The organism is Micromonospora sp. NPDC005710 (genome assembly GCF_040630995.1).
In the GTDB taxonomy this organism is placed as follows: domain Bacteria; phylum Actinomycetota; class Actinomycetes; order Mycobacteriales; family Micromonosporaceae; genus Micromonospora.
This window is the reverse complement of the sequence record NZ_JBEXYP010000014.1, coordinates 1-20,525: the sequence shown is the minus strand read 5'-3', so window position 1 is coordinate 20,525 and position 20,525 is coordinate 1. Positions and strand designations below refer to the sequence as shown.

Below are 20,525 nucleotides of genomic sequence, written 5' to 3'. Positions count from 1 at the left end.
GAGCAGCGCGGCTGGCTCTGGGTTTGGACCGGCATGGACCCGCCCGGCTGCGTGACCTGATTTGCGGCCCCGAGTGGGGACTGCTGGCTAGTTGAGACGCTGGTCCTACCGCTACCGGCGCCCACATCACGAGGGGGTGCTCCCGCGCTGTGACTCGCAGGCTGGCTGATGGCCGTCGGTCCGGTGATCCGCCCACTCGCCGGTCCACATTGCGAGGTCGCGTACCCAGCGCTCGGTTTTCTGCCGGGACTTGGCCGCCCACTTCGTCGCGTTCTTTGACGCGAAGTCGTCCAAGACCTGACGGTCAGTCGCAGTCCATGCGGGAAGCTGCGCTATCCACTCTTCTGCCTGTTCGGCGCTGTGGCCGCTGCCGATCAGCCATGGGACGAGCAACGCGAGTTCGACCCATGCGGCGGCCTTCGTTGCCCACGCCCAGTCCACGATGCGAAGGCCGAGTGGTGTCACGATCAGGTTCGCCGGATTGAGTTCCGAATGGATAAGTGTCCCGCCGTCCATCGCCGGGTGCGCGAACCCGAGCCGGGCTGCCGGGGTGAACACGTCTCGCCGGATGCCGGCATCTCCTGAAGTGCCTTCAGTGCGGCTAGGAGCAGATTGAGATCCGCGCTGCCGGGAGACAGGTCGGCGGAGACGGTTCAGCTCCTGTCGGAGGCATGGGGCTGGCTGCAGGCCAAGTGCCTGATGGCCTGGACCGTTGACCAGACCGCCGCCGAGGCGTTCACCACCACCCGGCGAGGTCGTGAGTTCCTACGTCACGGTGCCCACTGGCTTCGGGCGGTCGAGCGGCTCGACGTCGACCTCGTTTATGAACTGGAGTTCACCGCCCGGCCCCAGTTCCTGCGCGGCGACTACGAGACGACGGCGTTCACGGCGATGAAGGAGGTCGAGGTCCAGGTCCGTCGCCGCGCCGGGCTCTCCGACAGCCTGGTGGGGACCAAGCTGATGCAGGAAGCGTTCCGCCCGCCGAAGAACCCCAGCGACCAAGCCGGCCCGCTCTGGCGCGATGACCTTGACCCAGGCGAGTCGGTGGCCCAGATGGAGCTCTTCAAAGGCGCCATCGGGGTGTTCAAGAACCCATCGAGCCATCGCCGCGTACTACTCCGACCCCACCGAAGCCGCCGAGACCGTCCTCCTGGCCGACCTACTTCTCAGGCTGCTGCGCAAGATTGCCGAGGATCTTGTCGCTGGTGAAGGCGCGGACCTCCACGGCTGACACTTCCCATCGCCCGAGTGCCAGATGGAGCGCGTCCGGAGTCATCCCAGGCACTATCGTTCCAGTGTGGACGTGATAGAGCGGTCACGGCGGGCGGCAGCGTCGCTGCAGCGCTACCTGGCACCACTGGATTTCACCGACTGGTCCGCCGCCCGGGTCACCGCCGAGCTGACCCGTCAGGTCGTGGACTGGGGCGTGGAGCACGGATGGCCGGTCCGCCGCGAGGTGCCCAGCATCGCTGGTCTACCCGGACCACACCCTGACCGACCCGGCTACCTGGATGTCGTGTGTCAACGGCTCGACGGGCCGCCGATCGCTATCGAGATCGACCGTACCGACAAGCAGTGGTCAAGCCGGAAGCTGTTGTGCGAGGCCGACGCCGGCGCGATCCCGGTCTGGGTGCGCTGGAACGATGCGAAGACCTGGATCGTGCCCGACCCGATTGGAGTAGTCCGGGTACCCACCACCCGCCGGAGGATCGCCGGGCGGCTGCTCTACTCCCGGGCTGCCGCCGAGAACACGCGCCGGACGCCCATGACGCCACAGATGCCACCGATGCCACCAGTTGAGGCTTCGGTTGCCCTGCAGCCGGCAGGTCCGGCGCGGCCGAGCGCACACTGCTCAGCTGTCACCACCAAGGGCGAGCCCTGCATGATCGACCCTCGACCGTCCGGACTGTGCCACGTTCACGACCCGGCGGTGCAGTGCGGAGCCATCAATCGCAAGGGCAGACGCTGCACCATCGCCACCGGCGGTGGCCGCTGCAAACGTCACCGAGATGTCGACGGGCACGGTGCAGGGCTGTTCGCTCGCCCCGACACCCTGCTCTGACGTCATCACCCACCTCGACTGGGAAGCCCTCACCCACTGCGCTTCCCCGACCTCGACGGCCCCGCCGAGCACGACGCCGTCCACTGACACCACCGCGAACAGCAGACCGGCGCAACATCTCGTGCTGGCGCGGCCGAACCGTCTATGGCGTACGTCGTCCACCTCACCGACCGCGTCGCGGTTCAGAGCGTCTTTCGGTCGATCACGATTGAAGCGTGCATCTACACCGGTTCCGTCCGTAACCCTTTCGGCAACCGTCCAATTCGCGCAGCGGGCGGCGGTTGCAACCTCTGGGAGGGCCGTCATCACGGCCGCTCACGGCTCGCCGAAGTAGCCCTCCTCCTCGCCGAGTAGCAGCGGCACGTCATACACCGACACCCCGGGCAGAGCCCGAACGTAGCGGACGCGGTGGCGCCACCGCTGGTGCTCGAACGCCACGTCAGCTTCAATCTCCACGACCACGTTCGGCTCCACCTGCACGTACCGCAGCGGCTCTGGCCGCTCCAGCTGACCGGACCAGGATGCGGGCAGCGGCTCCGGCCAGGGGTGCAGCACTGGGGCACCGCGGCGACATCATGCAGCCCTTCCGCGCCGGCCAAGAGGACCAGCTCGGCGCGCTCGGGCTCGTCCTCAACTCAGAACCGGCCGAACAGTATGTTGCCGGGCGTGGTGAGGTCGTCGCTGGTGTAGAAGTCGCGGATCGCGTCGGCAATTTCGGCGTTGCTGAGCCGACCGTCGCCGTCGGTGTCGAGCAGTCCGAAGCTGTCGGCGGCGCCGTCGACGCCGAGCAGCTGCGCGATCCGCTGATATTCCGACAGGTCCAAGTAGCCGTCGCTGTCGGAGTCGGCCGCGCGCAGCACTGCCCGGGACGTGCGCAGCACCGCCTGATCCAGGCTGACGGCGTCACCGGCGATGCCCGCACCCATCGCCGCGGTGTACTGCGCCAGACTCAGCCGGCCGTCGCGGTCGACGCCGGCGTACGCGCACAACTGCTGCCACTGATCGGTGAAGCCGTCAACGATCATCGCCCTGGTCGCCTCGTCGGCCGCTAACCGGTCGCTGAGCGTCGCGGCGAGTGTCTGGTAGTCGCTGTGCTGCAGGAAGCCGTCACCGTCCACGTCGTGCTGGGCGAAGCGGGCGGCGAGCTTACGGCTGCGCAGTGGGCTGACCGGATCCATCGGCTGTACTCCTCAACGTCATCAGCGTGATCGAAGCGTGGCGGTGCGGACCCGGACGCCACGCCGTCCGGGGTCCGAGTTCCATGGTGTGCGGTACACGGGTTGCGGGTCGCCGGCTCGGCGGCGAGGAATCAGGCGAGGTCGGTGAAGACGAGGGCGCTGGTGCCCGACGACTGGGAAAGCCCGGTGGTCAGGCAGTTGAGCAGGGCGAGCGGGTCGCGCAGGTTGGCGATCTGCACTTCGTCGCCGGTGAACCGTCCAGCGGTGATGGTGGCGGTGAGCCCGGCGGCGCCGCCGAGGCTGCCGAGGTTGCTCAGCCCGGTGACGGTGCCGTGACTGGTGCTCGCATCAGCCCAGGCGATGTCGAGGACACCGGTGAGGTTCTGCGCCGACGTAGAGGTCAGATTGCCCTGCACCGTGTAGGTGAGGGTGCCGGTGGTGGCACCCCCGTCGGGAAACACGCACGTGGTGATGGTGCCGGCGCCGGTGATCGTGGTCAGCGGGGCCGGCGTGAGCGGCTGCGTCACCGCGGGGCTGAAGCCCATGCTGATGCCGGCCACGCAGGTGCCGTCCACGACAGCGGCGTATGAAGGCACCGTGCCGGTCAGCACGGCCGTCACGGTGAATAGAACAGTCAGTGCGAATGTTCGTTGGGCTCGCACGGTTACCTCCTTGCTCGAAGGCCGGGGCCCGTCCGGCCCGGACGGACCCCGGCACAGGGCTGCGCGGTCGTGAGGGTTAGCAGCTGGTGGCGTGTCGATGGGACGTCGTGAACAGCGACGAGGCTGCGGCTACGGTTTTGCGGCGGGTTCGGTCGCTGCCGCCGCGCTATCGCTGGCGCCGTTCTTGCCTTGGTTGAGCATGCCGCCGAGTCCGGTAAGGCTGCCGGTGACCTGTCCACCGGGGATGACCTTCGACATCGCCTCGACCGCGAGGGCGCCCATTTTCTGCTGATGTTCGGCGGCGGTCTTCATCGCCTCGTTCGCCCGTTGGGCCGCCGCTTGGTCGTTGCCGGCGGCCGCTGTGATGCCCTTGCCGAGCATTTCGCTCATCTGGGCGAAGCCGCTCATGTCGCGGAACAGGTTCGCGTTCGCCAGCGCCCGCATCGCCGCTTCCATACCGGTCGGGTCGGGTACGGCCTGCAGTTGCTGGAATCGTGCTTCGCTTGCGGCGAGCTGGCTGACCTTGACGTCGACGTCCTGGCTACGGGTGCCGGTGGCGACCGGGGCGATGTCGGTGGGCAGGATCGGGATCGGGGATTCCTTCCAGTTCCAGAAGCGGGTCAGGTCGATCTTCTCGGCGGCGTTGGCACGGCCGAGGACGGCTTCGGCGAAGACGCCGTTGGTGGCGATGCCGACCTTCGCGGTGACGGTTTTGCCGAGTGTTGTGCTGTCGTCCGAGCGTGCCTTGAGCCAGTCCAGGCGCTCGGTTTCGCTGGTGAAGTTCCAGCGGAAGCCGAGGTAGTTACCGGTCGCCGCGATCGGTTTCGGATCCAGCAGAACCCCCAGTGGTACCGGGTCCGCCTTGCTGCCCGGCGGCGTGTAGGAGTAGTTGGCCAGGACGCGGCTGAGGGTCAGTTCGTCGGCATTGGCCCAGACGGCTTGGCTGTAGTAGCGGCGGTTGTCGTTGAGGTGATCCAGGACCGCTTGCGGGACCTTCCCGCCGCGCAGGTACACCCCGAGACCGGCGATGTAGGTGCGGCTGCCGGCCTTGACGGTCGACCCGAACAGGCCGCACAGGGCCGCGCCGCCGGCGTCGTCGGTCTGGTCCGGCGTGTCGATGCCCCCGGCCGGGCCGAAGCTGACCATGCCGGACTGCATGGTCAGGCGCAGCCCGGCGAGGCTGCCGCGAGCGGCGGTCCCGGTCCAGTAGTCGACCGACAGCAGCTTCTCGCCGGCTTTGAACTCGTAGGCGCCGCGCTGCTGGACACCCGAGCCGCTGGTGTCACCGCAGCGGAACGTGTGGCCGGGGATGACCAGCCGGATGCTGCGGATACCGGCGTCGTCCCACCACACCTCGATCTTGGACGGCCAGCCCGACTCCGGTGGCGGTGCGTCGTCGAAGGGGACCAGTGCTTCGCGGGGCGTAGTCAGCGCGCGCAGTAACGCGCCTTTGTCGGTCATGACCCAGAACTCGCCGCCGGCCGCCGCGACGACCTTCCCGAACGGCACCGAGCCGAGGGACACGGTGCCGATCTTGCCAGGTGTCCAGGCCGTCGCGCCGACCTCGACCATCATGAGCTTGTTGTCCTTGGTGACTCCCCAGATGGTGCCGTCGGGTCCCGCGGTCATCCGCACTATGCCCGGAGCGGGAGTCCGCTCGGTCGACGTTGTCCCGGTCCGTTCCCAGGTCCGGCCCTGCTTGCTGTACCACATCCGCTCACTGTTGACGACGGCGATGTCGTCGGCCTCGATGGGGACCAGCGTCCACCCATCGCCGGCTCGCTGGTAGACGGAGCCGTTGGTCAGGCCCACGTGGTAGGTGGTGCCGTCACTGCCGCTGGCGATGGCTAACGCGATCCCGCCGGCCGGGTCGTTTCGCCATGTCGTGCCGTCGAAAATGACGATGGCGTTGTCCGGCCTGATCGCCCACACGGTGTTCTTGCCCGGCGCGATCCGTTTCAGACCGCCCGCGGGCAGTCCGGCGGTGGACATCGGCTGCCACTGCCGGGCCGCCGGGTCGAAGCGCAACGGCGCGCCGTCAAGTCTGCGGACGCCGTAGACCCCCATGCTCGACCCTCCGATGTCGAGCAGGTCGACCCCCTCGAACGCTTGGAGGGCCGGGGCCTCGGCGGCGGTGCAGCCGTCGGCCTTGCGCACGGTGGTGTCCAGCGGGTTGGCCTCGCGGATCCGCTTGGCCCACTCCGGCGGTGCGACCTTGGCCAGCATCTCCTTGTAGCGCTGCAGGTTGTTGTAGGTGAACGACAACTCCTGCAGCGGGATGAACAGGCAGCGCTCCGCCAGCACCGGCTGGGTCGACACCTGGTAGACCTGCACGACCTCGTAGTACTGCACCGACAGCGCGTGCATGTGGTTGTAGTTGGTCACCACCCGGGTGGTCACCTGTTCCCGCTCCTTCTGCGAGGTCTCCCGCACCACCGTCATGTGCCGGCTGCGGGCTGCCGTGGCGACCTGCTGGGTACGCGCGCTGATCTGCTGAGCGGTCTGCCCGGCGGCCGTGCGCACTCCGGTGGTCCGTGCGACGTTGGTGGCGAAGCCGGAGTTCGACGAGTGGCTCCCCGAGCCGCCGATGTTCAACCCGAACAGCGAAATCCCCGCGCCGCCGCCGCCGCTGGTCGACTTCGACTGCTCCTGCATGATGGAGTATCCGTGCTGCTGCTCACTGGCGATCGTGTTGGCCACCTCGGTGATCGAGCGGTCCTGATCGGTTTTGCTGCTCAGCAGGTCGGCCTCGGCCGTCTTCTCCGTACCGGCACCGAGGGTGCGCCGCTCCCAGTCCACGACGGCGACCCTGGTGCTCTCCCCGGGGGCCAGGGCCAGGCTGTGCAGCAGCCGGCCCAGCGTGACCCCCTGCACCGACCAGGACTGCTCGGTGGTGATAATCATTCCCTCGGCGGGCCGGTCGTAGAACGGCAGGTTCTCCTCGCCGAGGTCGATGGCGCCGGTCAGTTTCCGGGGTGGCTTCGCGCCGGGAATGTCGGTCAGGACCACCGACTGGTACCGGACGACCTCCACTGGATAGTTGCCCGTAGTGGGCAAGAGATCTGTAGGTGTCGATCCGTCGAGGATGGCGGGGGTCGGGCCGGTGGGCGCCTTGCCGTTCGGCGGCGTAGCAGTAGTCATAGGTTGGCCTCCCTGCGAAGCGGTGGACTATCGCTGAAGAACGTCAAATCGGTTCGGGGTGCAGGCGCTGGAAGTTCACCTGCGCGGCCGGGGCCCTACTGAGCGGCCTGTTCTGAGATTGGCTGCCGGAGCGGGCCAGGTGATCGCTAACCGGCCTGAATGCTCATGGCTCGGCGCAGTGGAGGTCGACGCAGGCGGCGACCGCTACCGTGCTCGCAGTCGAACGGCCAGGGCCGGTGACAGCCGCCTTCGCGGCGTGCCTGGTGGCGCCCATCTCGGGTTCCACCACCGCGGGGCCGGATCCAGTGGGGAGAGTCAGCAGCTGGTGGTGGTATCGACGGCACAGGTATCGGTGCCGAAGCCGCCGTTGGCGGTGTCGTCGTCTGCACCGTCCTGGACGTTGATGGTGTCGTTGCCAAGGCGCCAGACAGAGTGTCGGTGTCACCCGGGTCGGTGTCCGGCACCGCGGCGGTGATGGTGCCGGACACCGATGGCGTCACCGTGATCGGTCGCTGAGGATGATGCGGTGACGCTGCCCAGCACGCAGGTGACGATGGTTGCGGTGACGATGCAGGCGGCTTGCGCTCGCCCGAGCTTCATCAGGGTCCTCGACGATGAAGGCACGCCCGCCGCTGTGGTGCGTCTGGCGGCTTGGGGCAGCCGGGCGCACCGGTCACCGCCGGTACGCCCGCCGTGAGGGCCGGTGAGTCAGCTCGCGGGCACCACGTTCATCACGTACTGGCCTGCCATGTTCCCGGGCGGCGAGAAGTTGGCCACGATGTAGGTCTCCCAGTATTCCGTTCCCTGGCCGACGACCCTGCCCACGCCCAGCTTCGTGGTGTTCTTCCACACCAGTGCGGTGAAGTGCCCGATGTCTTCCTTGGAGTCGATGGGCTTGCCCGTGGCGAAGTCGTAGTTGCTGATTTCGCTGTACCAGGAGTCAACTGCGGCGGTCCCGGAACCTGCCGTGGGGCCGGCCGAGGCGCCCGCCCACGACGCGTTCTCACCGGTCTCCGAGCGCAGGCCCTCGTGGGTGAGATTGTCTTTCTCGGCCATGAAGGACGCCCGCGACTTGGCGTACTCCACGAGTTCCGGGTCGAGGCTGAGCGCCGGCGATCCGTGCTTTTTCCGCAGTTCGTTGACCCTTTTCAGCACCTCTTGCAGGAACTCGTCGTTGGTTCGATCCGAGAATCCAGTTCGCATGATGTGACACCTCTCCTGAAGACGAACCGCGGAAGATCTGCGCCTTGGCGGGCGGCTTGGGCTTGGACTGCGCACAGCGGGTGCGGCAGCCATCGGCAGCCTTCCATCGGCGTACGCCGAAATGGCGTCACTGAGGGTGGCGGATCAATGACAGAAGCGATAACACCGGATCTCGCCGGTGAACCGAGGGGCAGATGCTGCAGCGGACCTGGCCGCGCCGCCCCAGGTGGCGACCGGGACGCCCTGGCTTGGACGCAGCGTCAGCGGCACGTAGTTCAGCCCTCAACGACATCAGCGGTGCGACAGGGAATTTCCTATTCTCTGTCACAACAACGATCCCGCACCCAACCCGACCAGTGCGACGATTGCTCGCAACACGGTACGACTCGGCTACGTTCTGTGTCACATCACGGGGAGGCCGGTCCGATGTCTGCACCCCCGCTTCCGAGTGCTGGCGCCGGCGTGCCGCTCGTCGTCGCCGTCGACCGGTTCCTCGACCGGTTCCGCAACGACCAGGGCACCCGGACCACCTACGCCGTGACCCTGACCCGGCTCCGCGATCTCGCCGGCGACCTGCTGCCTGTCGGGCACCTCACCGCCGAGGTGTACGAGACGGTGATGGGCCGCTGGGACGACAAGGCGGCGAACACCTTCAACAAGCACCTGTCGGCGCTGAACTCGTTCGCCGCCTACTGCCGCCGCCAGGAATGGCTCACCACCGACCCCGGTCGCCGCCTGGAACGCCGCAAGGTCACCCGGGCCCGGGACAAGCCATACCCCGGACCCGCCTCGAACGGCTGTTCACCGACGACCGCCACCAGCTACGCGAACGGGTGCTGTGGCGGATGCTCTACGAAACCTGCGCCCGCACCGACGAAATCCTCGGCCTCGACGTCACCGACCTTGACATGGAGTTCCGCCGCGCCCTGATCGTGGAGAAGGGCGGCGACCAGGCCTACGTGCACTGGGAGACCCCCACCGCCCGGTTACTGCCCCGGCTCCTGCAAGGCCGCGCCACCGGGCCGGTGTTCCTCGCCGACCGCCGCGCCCCCACCGGCGGGCGCCGCGCCCAGGCCCTCGCCGACATCGACCCCGACACCGGCCGCGGCCGACTGTCGTACCCCCGCGCCGAATACCTGTTCAAACGAGCGTCCATGCTCCACGACCCGCACGGCGCCGGATGGACCCTGCACCAACTGCGCCGCTAACCGCTGTACCGATCTTCCTCAACCCCGGATTAGGTCATGTCCCTGTCCCTCGCACACGCTGACGACCCGCAGCGAGGACTCCGTCCGTCAAGCCGTCGGCGGTCAGGAAGGACGCCCTGGTGTGCCGGCCGAAGCGCGCCGGACAAAGCCGGCGCTGGTCGCATCTTGGAAGGCGCGGAAAGGGCGCGGGAGCCTGTCCGCTCCCGCGCCCTGACCGTCAGCGTGCCCCTCGGCCGGCCGTCACGCGGCCTTTACGAAGGACTGTGCGGCCGATCCGTTGCAGTCCCAGATCTGCAGTCGCGCGCCGTCCGCTGTCGAGCCTTGCGGGGAGTCCAGGCACCTGTTGGAGTTCGGGTTGCGCAACCGGTTACCTTCCTGGACCCAGTTCTGTGCGCCCCCGCCGTTGCAGTCCCAGAGCTGCACCCTCGTGCCGTTGGCCGTACCCGCGCCGGTGACGTCGAGGCACCGGCCCAACGTCCGCAGTGTCTGGCCGTCCCAACTCCACTGCTGGTCCCTTGAAACAGAAGGCCCCTGGCACGTCCACAGCTGCACGGGCGCGCCATTGCCGCCCGTGTCGTTTCCGCCCACGTCCACGCATTTGCCGCCCGGCCCGTTGATCTGCGTCGCGGGTCCGCCTGTGGAAGGCGGCGTCGTGCCCCCGCCGTCCTGGTAGTAGCGCACGTAGTCGATCGATGCGGTGAGCGGGAACTGGCTCTGCACGGGGTTCTGTCCGGGGTACGTGCCGCCCAGCGCCAGGTTGAAGATGACGTGGAACGGCTTGCGGAACTCCTCCAACGTCGCCGGTGTCGTGTCGATCACGTGCGTTTGCACACCGTCGATGTACCAGCGGATTTGCGCGGCCGTCCACTCAATCGCATAGACGTGGAAGGCCGCGGCGTTGTTGACGGCGGGGTTCGCGACGTAGTTGGCGTTCTGACCAGCTGTCCACGGGAACACGCCCGTTCGGAGATCCCAGAAGATGTTGTTCGTCACGGTCGCGTTCGCGTTCGCGTGTTCCATGATGTCGACCTCGCCGCAACTGGCCCAGTTGGTGGGCAGGCGGTCGTAGTAGGTCTGCGCTGGGTTGTAAGCGCTCGTGGATGTCTCGTCGCACGAGTCACCGAGCATCCAGAAAGCCGGCCACGAGCCGGCGGCGGTCGGGAGCGCCATGCGCGCCTCGATGCGGCCATACTGGAAGGACCTCTTCGTGTCCGTCGTCATGCGGCACGACGTCTGGTAGAAGTTGCGGCCGTTGACCGTGATGGGCGTCGTGAGCCAGTTGGCGCGCATCACCAGGTTGCCGCCGGACTGCGTGCAGTTCTCGGGGCGGTACCACTCCCACTCGCCGTTGCCCCAGCCGTCGAAAGTATTGAGGCCGGGGTTAAGACCGTTGCCGACGTTGTAGTTCCAGTTGGCGCTGCTCGGCGCGCCGGATCCGTTGAACTCGTCGGCCCACACGAGGTTCCACGCGGCCTGTGCGGGCTGCTGCTGGATGACCACGCTGCCGACCAGCGCAGTGACGGCCGCGGTGAGGAGGACCATGAGGCGCCGGCGGCTGCGTGACTGCGCTCGGTCCGCGAAACCTGCATTCCTGATCTTCATGTCGGGGAGCCTCGCCTTTCCGTTGGAGATGACGGACCGACGCCAATGCCCGGGGCCGACCCCGCGGCCGGACACGGCGAGTGGGCCACGGACACTCCCGCCCGGGGCGACCGAGAGTGCTCTTCCTGGACAAGCATTGCGAGCCATCAACGCGTGAGAGCGCTCTCACGCTAACCACACGGATCAACTACTGTCAATGGATGATGAACGCCGTGTTGCCGATGCATTGCCGGCTGGCAGGAGACCTGAGAGATAGCTGCCGATTACTCGGGATTGTGCGGGTTGAGGTGACCCGCGTGGTGGGTGGCCGCGGCGGTTGCGAGCCGGTGCAGCGTTCCGGCGTGGGCAAGCCGTCGGCCGCGTATCGAACGGCGTGCTCGATCGGGCGCCGGATGGCTAACATGTCGGCGTCGGCGTCACGGGCTCGGTGATTGGGTTGCTGCCGCGCTTGCGTTTGAGCAGAGACCGCATGACGGGGGATCAGCCGAGCATGGCGGCAGCGGCAACCGTCACGACGTCACCGAATTACTGCCCCTGGTCAACAAGATTCCGCCGATCAAGGGCATCCGCGGTCGATCCAGACATCGACCGGAACGCAATTACGCCGACCCTGGCTAACGGTGACTGCGGCGGACGGGTTCGGCCTGAGCTGGCGCCCGGTGATGACCCGGTCGCGGTGGTGGTGGGTCGTCGGCCGAGCGCGATAGTCGCTTACCTCAAGCTCTCGCCGGATATGCGACCGGGCGGTGGCGTGCCGCGCGCAGGGACCTGGGCGAGAATGGGCCAGTTCGGACTCTGCGCAACCCTGGAAGGACCCTCTCTTGGCCGGTGGACTCGTTGCCCTGCTGGATGATGTGGCGGTACTGGCCCGTGCCGCTGCCGCGTCGATCGATGACATCGGGGCGGCCGCGGCGAAGGCCGGCGCCAAGGCTGCAGGTGTCGTCGTCGACGATGCTGCCGTCACGCCGCAGTACGTGCGGAGCCTGGCGGCCGAGCGCGAGCTGCCGATTATCAAGCGCATTGCCGTGGGGTCGCTGCGCAACAAATTCTTGATCATCCTGCCGGCGGTGCTGCTGCTCAGTCAGTTCGTGCCTTGGCTGCTCACTCCGATCCTCATGCTCGGCGGCGCCTACCTCTGTTATGAAGGCGCGGAGAAGGTGTGGGCCAAGATCGCCCATCACGGTGCCTCGGGCGGGGGCGAGGAGAAGGTGCAGGACGAGGCGACACTGGTGTCCGGGGCGGTACGAACCGACCTGATTCTCTCGGCGGAGATCATGGTCATCAGCCTTAACGAGGTGATCGATGAGGCGTTCTGGTCCCGCCTGGTGATCTTGGCTATCGTCGCCGTCGTCATAACGGTCCTGGTGTACGGCGTGGTGGCCCTGATTGTGAAGATGGATGACGCCGGGCTGCGCCTGTCGCAACGTTCCGGCGCCGTCGCCACGTTCGGCCGCGGTCTGGTGAGGGCGATGCCGGTCGTTCTCACCGTGCTGACGGTGGTCGGCACCGCGGCGATGCTGTGGGTGGGCGGGCACATCCTGCTGCTAGGCACGAACGAGCTGAACCTGCACTTCCTGTACGAGGCCGTGCACCACGTGGAGGTCGCCGCCCACGACGCCACGGGTGTTCTCGGCGGGCTCGTCGGCTGGCTCGTCAACACGGTGGCCAGCGCGATCCTCGGGCTGATCGTCGGGGCGCTGGTCGTGCTGGTCATGACGTTCACCCTCCAACGCCGCACACCCAAGGCTGCGACTGCGGCGGGCCCGACTCGTACTGACGGCGCCAACCCCGTGCCGCCGAGCCGTGCAGCTCAGCGTCTCGACGCTTCAACGGACCGAGCGCCGCGCGGTTGACCGCAAAATCACCGCAACTCGACCACGCGGTCAGGCGTTCTGGAGGGCGCGAGCCGGTCGTTACGGGTAGCGGTTGTCTCGGCAGGCGTAGGGGTAGCGGCGCAGACCGCGGGTCTGTCAACGGGGTGATGAAGGATGACGACCGGATCGCTGATGGCCCGTACCCGTGGACCTTCGGCATCATTGCCGGCATGGACGTCGAGGAACTGATCGCGCGCCATCCGCAGGTTTTCCACACGGTGTCGGCGACTGCTTGGCCATCGGTGCAACAGCATGGCCTGCTGTCGACGCGACAACTGATCGAGCTGTTCGGCCTCGACGCTGGTCAGCGTGAGCGACTCTTGAGCGCGCCTCGCCAGCAGTCCACTGTTCTGCGCGCGTCCGGCCTGCCACCGGCCGTGATTCGCGATCAGAAGCCGATGAAGATCTACCCACTCGCCGGTCCACATTGCGGGGTCGCGTAACAGGCGCTCGGGTTTCTGCCGGGACGTGGCCGCCCACTTCGTTGCGTCTTTGACGGAAGTCGTCCAGGACCTGGCGTTCAGTCGCGGTCCAGGCGGGAAGCTGCGCTATTCGCTCTTCTGCCTGCTCGGCGCTGTGGTCGCTCCGATCAGCCATGGGCGGGCTGTCCGTTGTCCTGCCGGCGGCGGGACTGCCGTGCGTGCCTTGACAGGAGGGCGGAGCAGCAGGACAGTCGACATATTGATAGACGTTCAGCTATCTAGGGCGAGGTGTGCCATGCGGAAGTCGCTGACTGCGGTGGCCGCCATCGCTGTTGCCATGGTCGCGATGATGGCCGCGATCTCACACGCCAGTGCGGCGAGCGCGGCGGCCGGGTGTCGGGTGAACTATGTCGTCACCAGCCAGTGGACCGGTGGCTTCCACGCCGACATCGCGGTCACCAACTTGGGTGACCTAGTCAACGGGTGGACGCTGCGGTTCGCGTTCCCTGCAGTCGACCAGCGGCTCGCGCAAACCTGGAGCGCCACCTGGGCCCAGGCGGGCCAGCAGGTCAGCGCGACCAATCTGGGCTGGAACGCGACCCTGGGCACCAATGGCTCCGCGAACATCGGTTTCGTTGGCGCCTGGTCGGGCAGCAACCCCATACCGGCGTCGTTCACGCTCAACGGCGTCACGTGCACCGGCGGCGTCCTGCCCAGCGTGACGCCGACCCGGACGACCACACCGCCGGTCGCTGACTACCCAGCGATCGTCACCTGGCTCAGCCCGACCGCCGGTGCGGTGTACACCACGCCGGGAACCGTCCCGCTGGCGGCGACCGCGACCGTGGGAGGCGGACACAGCATCACCTCGGTGTCGTTCCGGGTGGACGGCGTCACGGCGGCCCAGGGAGTGAGGACGACCGGTGACCGGTACGAGGCGCTGTGGACACCACCGATCGGGGAGCCCGGCACCAGCACCACCTTCGTGCTGTACGTCTCGGCCGGCACCGACCAGTCGCTTCCTGGCGCTGCGCCGCCGTTGCTGGTCACGGTGGTGACGCCGGCGTCCACCGGCACCAACCACCCGCCGGCGGTGGCGTTGAGCACCCCCGGCGGGCAGACCTACTTCCTCGAGCCGACGACCGTCACGCTGGTCGCCGACGTCGCCGACACCGATCCCGGGGACCTCGTCAGCCGGGTGGAGTTGTACCTCGGCGCAACCCGGCTGGCCGTGACGCCGACCAACAGCGGACAGCGCTACCAGTTCCAGACGGCCCTGTCGGCCGGCACGTCGTCCACCTTCACCGTGCGGGTCCACGATCCCCACGGCGGCATCGGCATCTCGAACCCGCTGACCTTCACCATCCGTTAGCGCCTCGGCCCTCCGTTCGTCGAGGGTCGCCCCGTTCCCGCAGCACTTCCGCCAGTTGCTCAGCGTCGAAGTTGTCCCTGGCGTGCCAGCGCAGCACCGCCACCCGCCGCGGTGCGGGTGGCTTATCGTGCGCGGCGTGCCGTCGACGCTGTGGGAGTTCCAAGACTTGTTCGTCGAGCTGCGGGATGGTCTGGCTGCGGGCTGGGGCGGCGAGGTGTTACAGCCGTGGCTTGATAGGCGTCCTCACCTTGTAGCGGAGTTGCATGAGCTGGGCCGTCCGGACAGCCGCCGGGTGCGTGTACCGCGCGAGGGCAACCACTTCACGGCCCTGGAAGGGCTGTACGCGTTCAGTCGCATCGTCGAGGTGCTGGTGTCGGCGCCTCAACCGGACAACCCCGATCCGCAGTTGCTGGACTGGACCAGCGGCATGCCGTGGTGGCGGGGCACCATCCCGGGCATGTCGGCATGGCCGGCGTTTCGCGCGGCGATCCGGGCGGCACCGCTGGCCAAATCGTCCTTCCACCCGTTCTTCCACGAGATCGTCTCGGTGCAGGTCAGCGACGACGCTGACGAACCGCCCGGCGAGTTCTGGCCGGGCGCGATCGTCGGCAGCCTGCTGGTGGCCCGAGCAGGCGTGGCGATCCGGGCCGGCACTCACCACCTCGACGCCGACGTGGCGGCACGCTCGGCACTGTACTGGGCCTGGTGGCGGCGCAACCGCAGAGCGGTGGATCTATCCCACGGATGGGGTCACAACTCCCAGTGGAGTACGAATTTTCGTCGCGACTACATCGCCGAGAGCCGCCTGTACTACAACGTCGACGCCGATCCGTCGAGACAGCCGGACGGGGACCTGAACGACGCGGACCGGATCGATCTGCTCAGGTACCGGTGCAGCATCCGAGTCGATCTCGGCGCCGATCAATGGCCGTTCGACGACACGTTTGTGGAGCAGGCACCATAGAGCCGCCCGAGGTGCGCGCACATGCCGCCGACCGGGCGCGGCCTGCTGATCGGTCTGTGAGTATCCGTGGCCGCCGATCGGGTCGATGTCGTCGCGCCGGCCGGCTACGGCGTCCAGTCGCAACGGAGTAGACCGTACGTCACCATGTCTACGAAGCCGTCGCCGTCGTACTCGCGCTCCCGCTGGGTGCCTTCGTGCGTGAAGCCGCACGTCTCCGCGGTCCGCCGCATGGCCGTGTTGCTGGCCAGCGTCTCCAATTCCAGACGGCGTAGGTTGCGGTTGCGGAAGCCGTATCGGCAGAGCAGCCGAATCACCTCGGTCCCGTACCCCTGGCCACGCGCCTCGGGTAGCAGTGAGATGCCGAGGTGGGCGTACTGGTTGAATGCGTTGATCCCCCACAGCGCGCTGCCACCGAGGAAAGTGCCGTCGGCGACGGTTTCGGCGAGCAGCGACACGGTGGTCGCGCCGTCGGGCGGCTCGGTGACCTGTTTCTCCAGCCGGGCCCGGATTTGGCCGACGTGGCGCGGCAGGAACGGCTCGCCGTCTGTGATCAGGTGCAACTCGGGATCACCGTGCAGGCGGAACATGTTCGGCGCGTCGTCGGGCGTGGGCGGGCGCAGTCGGACCCGGTCGGTGGCGAACATGCCGGCGACGCTAACAGCCGGCATGGAGATCCACGACCGGGTTAAACCGGGGCACGCTCGGACGCGGCCACGTCGCCCATCGGGAGCGCGCCGCCATGGCTGGACGGTGACATCGGAGTGATTCAATAAAGCTGCTGGTGGAGGCTCCCTGGTGGGGTGATGGATATGTCCGTTGGCAAGGCGCTCAGGACCAATCTGCTCCAGGTGCTCGCGGTGTGCATAGTGTTCGCGCCGTGCCTCGTGGTGTGGGGCGGGCTGGTGCACTGGTACGACGAGAGCACGGATCCCACACCGGGGCTGACCTACCAGTCCGGTGACCGACCCCGCGAGCACAATCGCCCGATCTGCGTTCAGCAGGGCGTGGCCAATTGCCCGCCCCGGCAGATGGTGTGGACGGTTCCCGGCGGTGGTTCGGTCACCACCCGCTTCACGCTCGACGAGGCCGAGGACACTCGGGTGACCGGATCGTTGGAGTTGCGGGGCGGCTGCTCGCCGGTAGTCGATTGGGTGATCACGGCTCAGGGACGGGCGATCGGCGGGGACAGATTGCAGGTCAGGTTGGTGGACGAGCAGTTCCTCGGCGAGGCCCGGTTGCTGCCGGGCGACCAGTTGGTGACTTTCACCGCGCGGCGCACCGATCACGGCTCCTGCGAGGCGGTACTGGTGTGGAACGCCGCGGGTACGACGACCGACTAATGACCCCTGCGGGGCAACTCCGGCGCTGGTTTGCGTACCAAGCCGATCGGCCGCCGGCTTCCTGAATTGCGGTGGCGAGCTAGCCTGTTCGGGGCTGTCATGCGAGGCATTGTCGCCGTTTCCCCGGTTTCCCGGAAACGATTCCTCGCGTCGGGGAAACCGGGGTCGATTCACTGGATGTGATGGGGGTTTTGGACCGTGCTTGTGAACTAACTGGTCGCGGTGACGTGGAGTGCGCGGGAGTCGGCCCGGCTGCGCAGGAGTGCGGTGGCGACGGCGAGTTGCCAGATGACGATGGTGTAGACGGAGCCGCGTTCGATCGCGCCCGAGGGCAGACCAGCGTCGAAGGTGAGGAAGAGAGCGGTTACGGAGACCAGGCCGAATGCTGCGACGATGATGCTGACGAGGCCGATCAGCCGCGTCTCGGGAGTCTTTCGCCAGTGGATGCCCAGGACGAGGGCGAGCACGTTCCCGCCGAGGATGGCCAGCGTTGCTCCGGTGAAGTGCAGGGGTAGCGTGCCGTTCTGCTGCGCCTGTAGGGAACCGTGGAAGGTTCCGACCAGGATGTAGCCGATCATGGTCACGATCCCGGTCACGGCGGTGAAGGTACGGCGCCCGCTGATCGTGCGCGATAGCAGCACGGTGGCGATCCCGAAGAGCAGGCCCTGAACGATGAATCCGGTGTTCATGACGACGTGCAGCGGCGAGTTGAGTTCGCGGCCTTGGAACACCCCGGCGGTGGCGGATCCAAGGTCGCTGATCCAGTTGTCGGCGTAGCTGTAGGTAGGCGATTTCCATGCCGCGGCCGTGATCGCTTCGGCGGCGAGATAGATCACCGGGCCCAGGATGAAGGTGGCAGCCGCGAGGGGGCGGAGCTTGTTCATGACGAGTTCCACTTCCGTCTAGGTAACTGATTGGTCGGGAGAGCTGTGTTCGGGGCCGAGTCACGGCGGCTTCAGAGGTGGCGGATGCCGCGCGGGTGAGGGGGTGTGCGCCCAGGAGGTGTCGAACTCGTACAGCCCTGCGTGGACGATGAGGTGCTCAGTTGCCCGTAAGCGAAGCGGTGCACGGCTCCGGGACCGGCGTTGGACGTCAGCCCGACGAAAGGGTTCATGAGCCGCCCACGCGGTCGGGCGCTTCATTGGTGGGAGCGGGCTGGATGGGCGTCAGTCGTCGTTCGAACCAGAGGTGGGCCAGGACTATCAGAGCCATATAGACCACGAGTGTTCGCGCGCTGACGGCGGTGGCGAGCAGGCCGAGCAGCAGGGGGGCCGCGATGCCGGTTGTGACCCGTGAGATCGTCCTCGGTAGGTCGGAACTGTGGCTGGCGGCGCCGGTGACCACGCCGAGGGTGAAGTAGGCAGCAACCGCGCCGCACAGCAGCCACCGAGCTTGCCCGGGCGGTGGGTCGGAGCCGTGGCTGACCGCCAGAGAGAGTGGCACGGCGATGGTGGCGACGACACCGGTGACCAGGCAGTGCAGGCCGAGGGCGGCGCGGGTGGGGATCCGGCCGGCGCGCAGGTGCGGCAGGCCGGCGTATCCGAAGACGACGGACAAGCCGAACATGCCGGCCAGCAGAATGAACGACGCGAGCGCGGTGGCCAGCAGGCCGATGTCGTATCGCGTCTCGCTGGCGGCGGCAACGATTTGTACCACTGATTCGCCGAGCACGATGATCACGAAGAGTCCCAGGCGCTCGGAGAGATGGACCTGGTCGACCGATACCCCGTGAATGACCGGGCCCTTGCCGTTGGGGCGGCCTCCTCGTCGTGGCCGACGCTGAGCCCGTTCTGGCGCGGTGAGGTACGACTCGACGCGCTGGAGGACCCTGCTGCCGGACAGGGCCAGGATCAGCAGCAGGTCGAGGCCGACTCCGGCGGCCCAGAGTACGAGTTTCCAGTGCTCGTCGACCCAGAGCGACGCGAACCAGGGGAGCAGTCCTGCCGAGTACTGCACCACGGGGAAGTCCAGCAACACTGCGCCGCGTTGCCACGACTTGGACCCGTACACGCGGGTGGCGATGTAGGCGATCGCGAAGACGTTGAGCGGAAGGAGGTCGCTGCCGTGCCCGAGCACGGTGTGCGCCACGCCTGGCACGGACGCGGCCATGGTCCCGACGCCGAACATGCCGACCATCAGCCGCAGCACGCGGGTCTGGCCGGCGGCGACGTTGCCGTACAGCATGAACGTCGCCCAGGACAGCCAGAGGGCCAGGAACAGCAGTGCGTAGAGACCGAGCGCCGCGGCGTCCAGTTCAGACCCGAGCACGTGTGCCAGCGCAGCCACGCCGGCCACCGCCACGAGGTCGAAGAACAGCTCGGCCCAGCTCGCGTGCCGCTCGATCCGGGTTTCGTTGGGCTCTTCGCCGATGTGCACCATCAGTGGCCGCCGGGTGGTGGTGTCCGGGTGATCGTCGGTGCGCAGGTGATGCTGATGTCGGTCCTCCGCGATGATGTGGTCGTGTTCGTCGACGATCCGTCAGCGGGCGCTGCTGGCGGTGGCGGTGATGTCCTGCAGGCCACGGTCGAGAAAATTGATCATCCAGGTGAAGCTGTCGTCGACGGATGCGTCCATCCGGAACCCGCCCGCTGCTTCCAGGGTCGAGAACCCGTGCAGGACGCTGCGGAGCATCCGCAGGGCGTGAATCTCCTGGCTGGAGTCCAGGTGGTAGCCGCGCAGCATGGCCGCCCAGGAGGCGACGACCCGTTCGACGGCGGGGATGATCGGGTCGTCGGGCCCGGTCGGGCGGGAAGCGGCGTCGCCGGCCGCGTACTGGCCGGGGTGTTCCAGTACGTAGGTCCGCATCGCCTGCGCGCCGGCGGCGAGGGCGTCGCTGCCGGCCCGGCCCTGGATGGCGTCCCGAATGGCGTCAGCGAACTCGGCCATGGCCCGGGCCGCGATGCGGTGGACCAGATCAGCCTGGCTGGTGACGTGTTTGTAGAGCGCGGGGGTCTTGACTCCGAGCCGTTCCGCGACCAGGCCCATGCTGAAGTTCTCGAAGCCGATCTCGTCGATGAGGGCGGCGCCGGCCTCGGTGACCGACAGCGGGGTGAGCCGGGCCCTAGGCATTCGCCAGCGTTCTGTCGAGGAAGGGCCGGGCCAGAGCGAGGACCTGATCCGGCGTCTGGGCGTGGGGGTAGTGGCCGGCGCCCTCGATGACGGCGAGCTGGCCGAGGCCCCGGGGTAGGTCGGCGATGACCTTTTCGCCCTCGGCGCGGGGCTCGGCCCAGTCGGGGTCGAGGCTGCCCTCGACGACCAGCACCGGGCAGGTGACGTTGGCCAGCTGCGCGCCGGCATCGGTCGGGCTGGTCTTGCACATGGCCTGCAGAACCTTCATCCGGCCGGGCTCGCTCAGCTTCGCCTCGATACGCGTCAGTTCGGCGTCCCAGTCGGCGGGCTTGGCCGGATACGCCACATCGAGGTACTTCTTCCAGCTCGCCAGCCTTCCCAGGACCATGACCTGCCCCATCTGGCTGTAACCGGTCCGGAAACGCTTC

21 protein-coding genes and 1 pseudogene are annotated in these 20,525 nt (G+C 67.6%); 10 read left to right on the top strand and 12 right to left on the bottom strand.

The window, feature by feature from the left end; all coding sequences use genetic code 11:
• Positions 1–126: 126 nt before the first annotated feature.
• Positions 127–558, bottom strand: coding sequence for a hypothetical protein (locus tag ABZ406_RS19660; protein ID WP_357763421.1), 432 nt, complete (start codon positions 556–558; stop codon positions 127–129).
• Between the two features lie 54 nt (positions 559–612).
• Between ABZ406_RS19660 and ABZ406_RS19655 the strand changes: the two genes are divergently transcribed.
• Together ABZ406_RS19655 and ABZ406_RS19650 are read left to right on the top strand one after the other, a co-directional pair.
• Positions 613–1,209, top strand: a complete 597-nt coding sequence (locus ABZ406_RS19655) for a TIGR02391 family protein (RefSeq protein WP_357763418.1) — start codon at positions 613–615, stop codon at positions 1,207–1,209.
• An 88-nt stretch (positions 1,210–1,297) separates the two neighbouring features.
• On the top strand, positions 1,298–2,062 hold the full coding sequence (locus ABZ406_RS19650) for a hypothetical protein (protein ID WP_357763415.1): 765 nt from the start codon (positions 1,298–1,300) through the stop codon (positions 2,060–2,062).
• 315 nt (positions 2,063–2,377) lie between these two features.
• On the opposite strand, the gene ABZ406_RS19645 is transcribed toward ABZ406_RS19650, so the two are convergent.
• The 5 genes from ABZ406_RS19645 to ABZ406_RS19625 form a co-directional block, all read right to left on the bottom strand.
• On the bottom strand, positions 2,378–2,617 hold the full coding sequence (locus ABZ406_RS19645) for a hypothetical protein (protein WP_357763413.1): 240 nt from the start codon (positions 2,615–2,617) through the stop codon (positions 2,378–2,380).
• Positions 2,618–2,697: 80 nt separating this feature from the next.
• Positions 2,698–3,240: a hypothetical protein gene (locus tag ABZ406_RS19640; protein ID WP_357763411.1), complete on the bottom strand. Its 543-nt coding sequence runs from the start codon at positions 3,238–3,240 to the stop codon at positions 2,698–2,700.
• Between the two features lie 131 nt (positions 3,241–3,371).
• The gene (locus ABZ406_RS19635; protein WP_357763409.1) at positions 3,372–3,860 is read right to left on the bottom strand and encodes a hypothetical protein; all 489 of its coding nucleotides are present in this window, start codon (positions 3,858–3,860) and stop codon (positions 3,372–3,374) included.
• A gap of 171 nt (positions 3,861–4,031) precedes the next feature.
• The gene (locus ABZ406_RS19630; protein ID WP_357763406.1) at positions 4,032–7,043 is read right to left on the bottom strand and encodes a hypothetical protein; all 3,012 of its coding nucleotides are present in this window, start codon (positions 7,041–7,043) and stop codon (positions 4,032–4,034) included.
• A 708-nt stretch (positions 7,044–7,751) separates the two neighbouring features.
• Positions 7,752–8,246 (bottom strand): CAP family protein, encoded by a 495-nt coding sequence (locus ABZ406_RS19625; RefSeq protein WP_357763403.1) that lies wholly within the window; start codon positions 8,244–8,246, stop codon positions 7,752–7,754.
• A 426-nt stretch (positions 8,247–8,672) separates the two neighbouring features.
• On the opposite strand from ABZ406_RS19625, the gene ABZ406_RS19620 reads away from it, so the two are divergent.
• Together ABZ406_RS19620 and ABZ406_RS19615 are read left to right on the top strand one after the other, a co-directional pair.
• The gene (locus ABZ406_RS19620) at positions 8,673–9,176 is read left to right on the top strand and encodes a hypothetical protein (protein ID WP_357763400.1); all 504 of its coding nucleotides are present in this window, start codon (positions 8,673–8,675) and stop codon (positions 9,174–9,176) included.
• Positions 9,092–9,454 carry a hypothetical protein gene (locus ABZ406_RS19615; protein WP_357763397.1) on the top strand — a complete coding sequence of 121 codons (363 nt, stop codon included), beginning with the start codon at positions 9,092–9,094 and terminating at the stop codon, positions 9,452–9,454. The genes ABZ406_RS19620 and ABZ406_RS19615 overlap by 85 nt, the downstream gene beginning before the upstream one ends.
• Before the next feature lie 240 nt (positions 9,455–9,694).
• Here ABZ406_RS19615 and ABZ406_RS19610 read toward each other — a convergent pair whose 3' ends face one another.
• Positions 9,695–11,056 (bottom strand): ricin-type beta-trefoil lectin domain protein, encoded by a 1,362-nt coding sequence (locus ABZ406_RS19610; RefSeq protein WP_357763395.1) that lies wholly within the window; start codon positions 11,054–11,056, stop codon positions 9,695–9,697.
• A 501-nt stretch (positions 11,057–11,557) separates the two neighbouring features.
• Here ABZ406_RS19610 and ABZ406_RS19605 point away from each other — a divergent pair.
• The 5 genes and pseudogenes from ABZ406_RS19605 to ABZ406_RS19585 form a co-directional block, all read left to right on the top strand.
• Positions 11,558–11,665 (top strand): annotated as a pseudogene (locus ABZ406_RS19605) (IS5/IS1182 family transposase); the annotation flags it as partial.
• Positions 11,666–11,877: 212 nt separating this feature from the next.
• Positions 11,878–12,909, top strand: a complete 1,032-nt coding sequence (locus ABZ406_RS19600) for a DUF808 domain-containing protein (protein ID WP_357763393.1) — start codon at positions 11,878–11,880, stop codon at positions 12,907–12,909.
• Between the two features lie 128 nt (positions 12,910–13,037).
• The gene (locus ABZ406_RS19595) at positions 13,038–13,373 is read left to right on the top strand and encodes a hypothetical protein (protein ID WP_357763390.1); all 336 of its coding nucleotides are present in this window, start codon (positions 13,038–13,040) and stop codon (positions 13,371–13,373) included.
• 274 nt (positions 13,374–13,647) lie between these two features.
• Positions 13,648–14,724: a cellulose binding domain-containing protein gene (locus ABZ406_RS19590; protein WP_357763386.1), complete on the top strand. Its 1,077-nt coding sequence runs from the start codon at positions 13,648–13,650 to the stop codon at positions 14,722–14,724.
• Between the two features lie 55 nt (positions 14,725–14,779).
• A complete protein-coding gene (locus ABZ406_RS19585) occupies positions 14,780–15,688 on the top strand; it encodes a hypothetical protein (RefSeq protein WP_357763384.1) in 909 nt (302 codons plus the stop codon).
• 104 nt (positions 15,689–15,792) lie between these two features.
• Here ABZ406_RS19585 and ABZ406_RS19580 read toward each other — a convergent pair whose 3' ends face one another.
• Positions 15,793–16,332, bottom strand: a complete 540-nt coding sequence (locus ABZ406_RS19580) for a GNAT family protein (protein ID WP_357763381.1) — start codon at positions 16,330–16,332, stop codon at positions 15,793–15,795.
• A gap of 159 nt (positions 16,333–16,491) precedes the next feature.
• On the opposite strand from ABZ406_RS19580, the gene ABZ406_RS19575 reads away from it, so the two are divergent.
• Positions 16,492–17,028, top strand: a complete 537-nt coding sequence (locus ABZ406_RS19575; RefSeq protein ID WP_357763378.1) for a hypothetical protein — start codon at positions 16,492–16,494, stop codon at positions 17,026–17,028.
• A gap of 209 nt (positions 17,029–17,237) precedes the next feature.
• On the opposite strand, the gene ABZ406_RS19570 is transcribed toward ABZ406_RS19575, so the two are convergent.
• The 4 genes from ABZ406_RS19570 to ABZ406_RS19555 form a co-directional block, all read right to left on the bottom strand.
• Positions 17,238–17,924 carry a DUF998 domain-containing protein gene (locus ABZ406_RS19570; RefSeq protein ID WP_357763375.1) on the bottom strand — a complete coding sequence of 229 codons (687 nt, stop codon included), beginning with the start codon at positions 17,922–17,924 and terminating at the stop codon, positions 17,238–17,240.
• A 214-nt stretch (positions 17,925–18,138) separates the two neighbouring features.
• Positions 18,139–19,407: a low temperature requirement protein A gene (locus ABZ406_RS19565; protein ID WP_357763372.1), complete on the bottom strand. Its 1,269-nt coding sequence runs from the start codon at positions 19,405–19,407 to the stop codon at positions 18,139–18,141.
• 99 nt (positions 19,408–19,506) lie between these two features.
• A complete protein-coding gene (locus ABZ406_RS19560) occupies positions 19,507–20,097 on the bottom strand; it encodes a TetR/AcrR family transcriptional regulator (protein ID WP_357763369.1) in 591 nt (196 codons plus the stop codon).
• The coding region (locus ABZ406_RS19555) for an alpha/beta hydrolase (protein ID WP_357763367.1) at positions 20,090–20,525 on the bottom strand (436 nt) is incomplete at its 5' end. The genes ABZ406_RS19555 and ABZ406_RS19560, both read right to left, overlap by 8 nt.

Bases quoted from the DNA above. Each gene is read 5' to 3' on its own strand.
- ABZ406_RS19610 (WP_357763395.1), bottom strand. From the start codon at position 11,056: ATGAAGATCAGGAATGCAGGTTTCGCGGACCGAGCGCAGTCACGCAGC.
- ABZ406_RS19590 (WP_357763386.1), top strand. From the start codon at position 13,648: ATGCGGAAGTCGCTGACTGCGGTGGCCGCCATCGCTGTTGCCATGGTC.
- ABZ406_RS19630 (WP_357763406.1), bottom strand. From the start codon at position 7,043: ATGACTACTGCTACGCCGCCGAACGGCAAGGCGCCCACCGGCCCGACC.
- ABZ406_RS19615 (WP_357763397.1), top strand. From the start codon at position 9,092: ATGCTCTACGAAACCTGCGCCCGCACCGACGAAATCCTCGGCCTCGAC.
- ABZ406_RS19640 (WP_357763411.1), bottom strand. From the start codon at position 3,240: ATGGATCCGGTCAGCCCACTGCGCAGCCGTAAGCTCGCCGCCCGCTTC.
- ABZ406_RS19595 (WP_357763390.1), top strand. From the start codon at position 13,038: ATGAAGGATGACGACCGGATCGCTGATGGCCCGTACCCGTGGACCTTC.
- ABZ406_RS19560 (WP_357763369.1), bottom strand. From the start codon at position 20,097: ATGCCTAGGGCCCGGCTCACCCCGCTGTCGGTCACCGAGGCCGGCGCC.
- ABZ406_RS19620 (WP_357763400.1), top strand. From the start codon at position 8,673: ATGTCTGCACCCCCGCTTCCGAGTGCTGGCGCCGGCGTGCCGCTCGTC.
- ABZ406_RS19565 (WP_357763372.1), bottom strand. From the start codon at position 19,407: ATGGTGCACATCGGCGAAGAGCCCAACGAAACCCGGATCGAGCGGCAC.
- ABZ406_RS19580 (WP_357763381.1), bottom strand. From the start codon at position 16,332: ATGTTCGCCACCGACCGGGTCCGACTGCGCCCGCCCACGCCCGACGAC.
- ABZ406_RS19575 (WP_357763378.1), top strand. From the start codon at position 16,492: ATGGATATGTCCGTTGGCAAGGCGCTCAGGACCAATCTGCTCCAGGTG.
- ABZ406_RS19625 (WP_357763403.1), bottom strand. From the start codon at position 8,246: ATGCGAACTGGATTCTCGGATCGAACCAACGACGAGTTCCTGCAAGAG.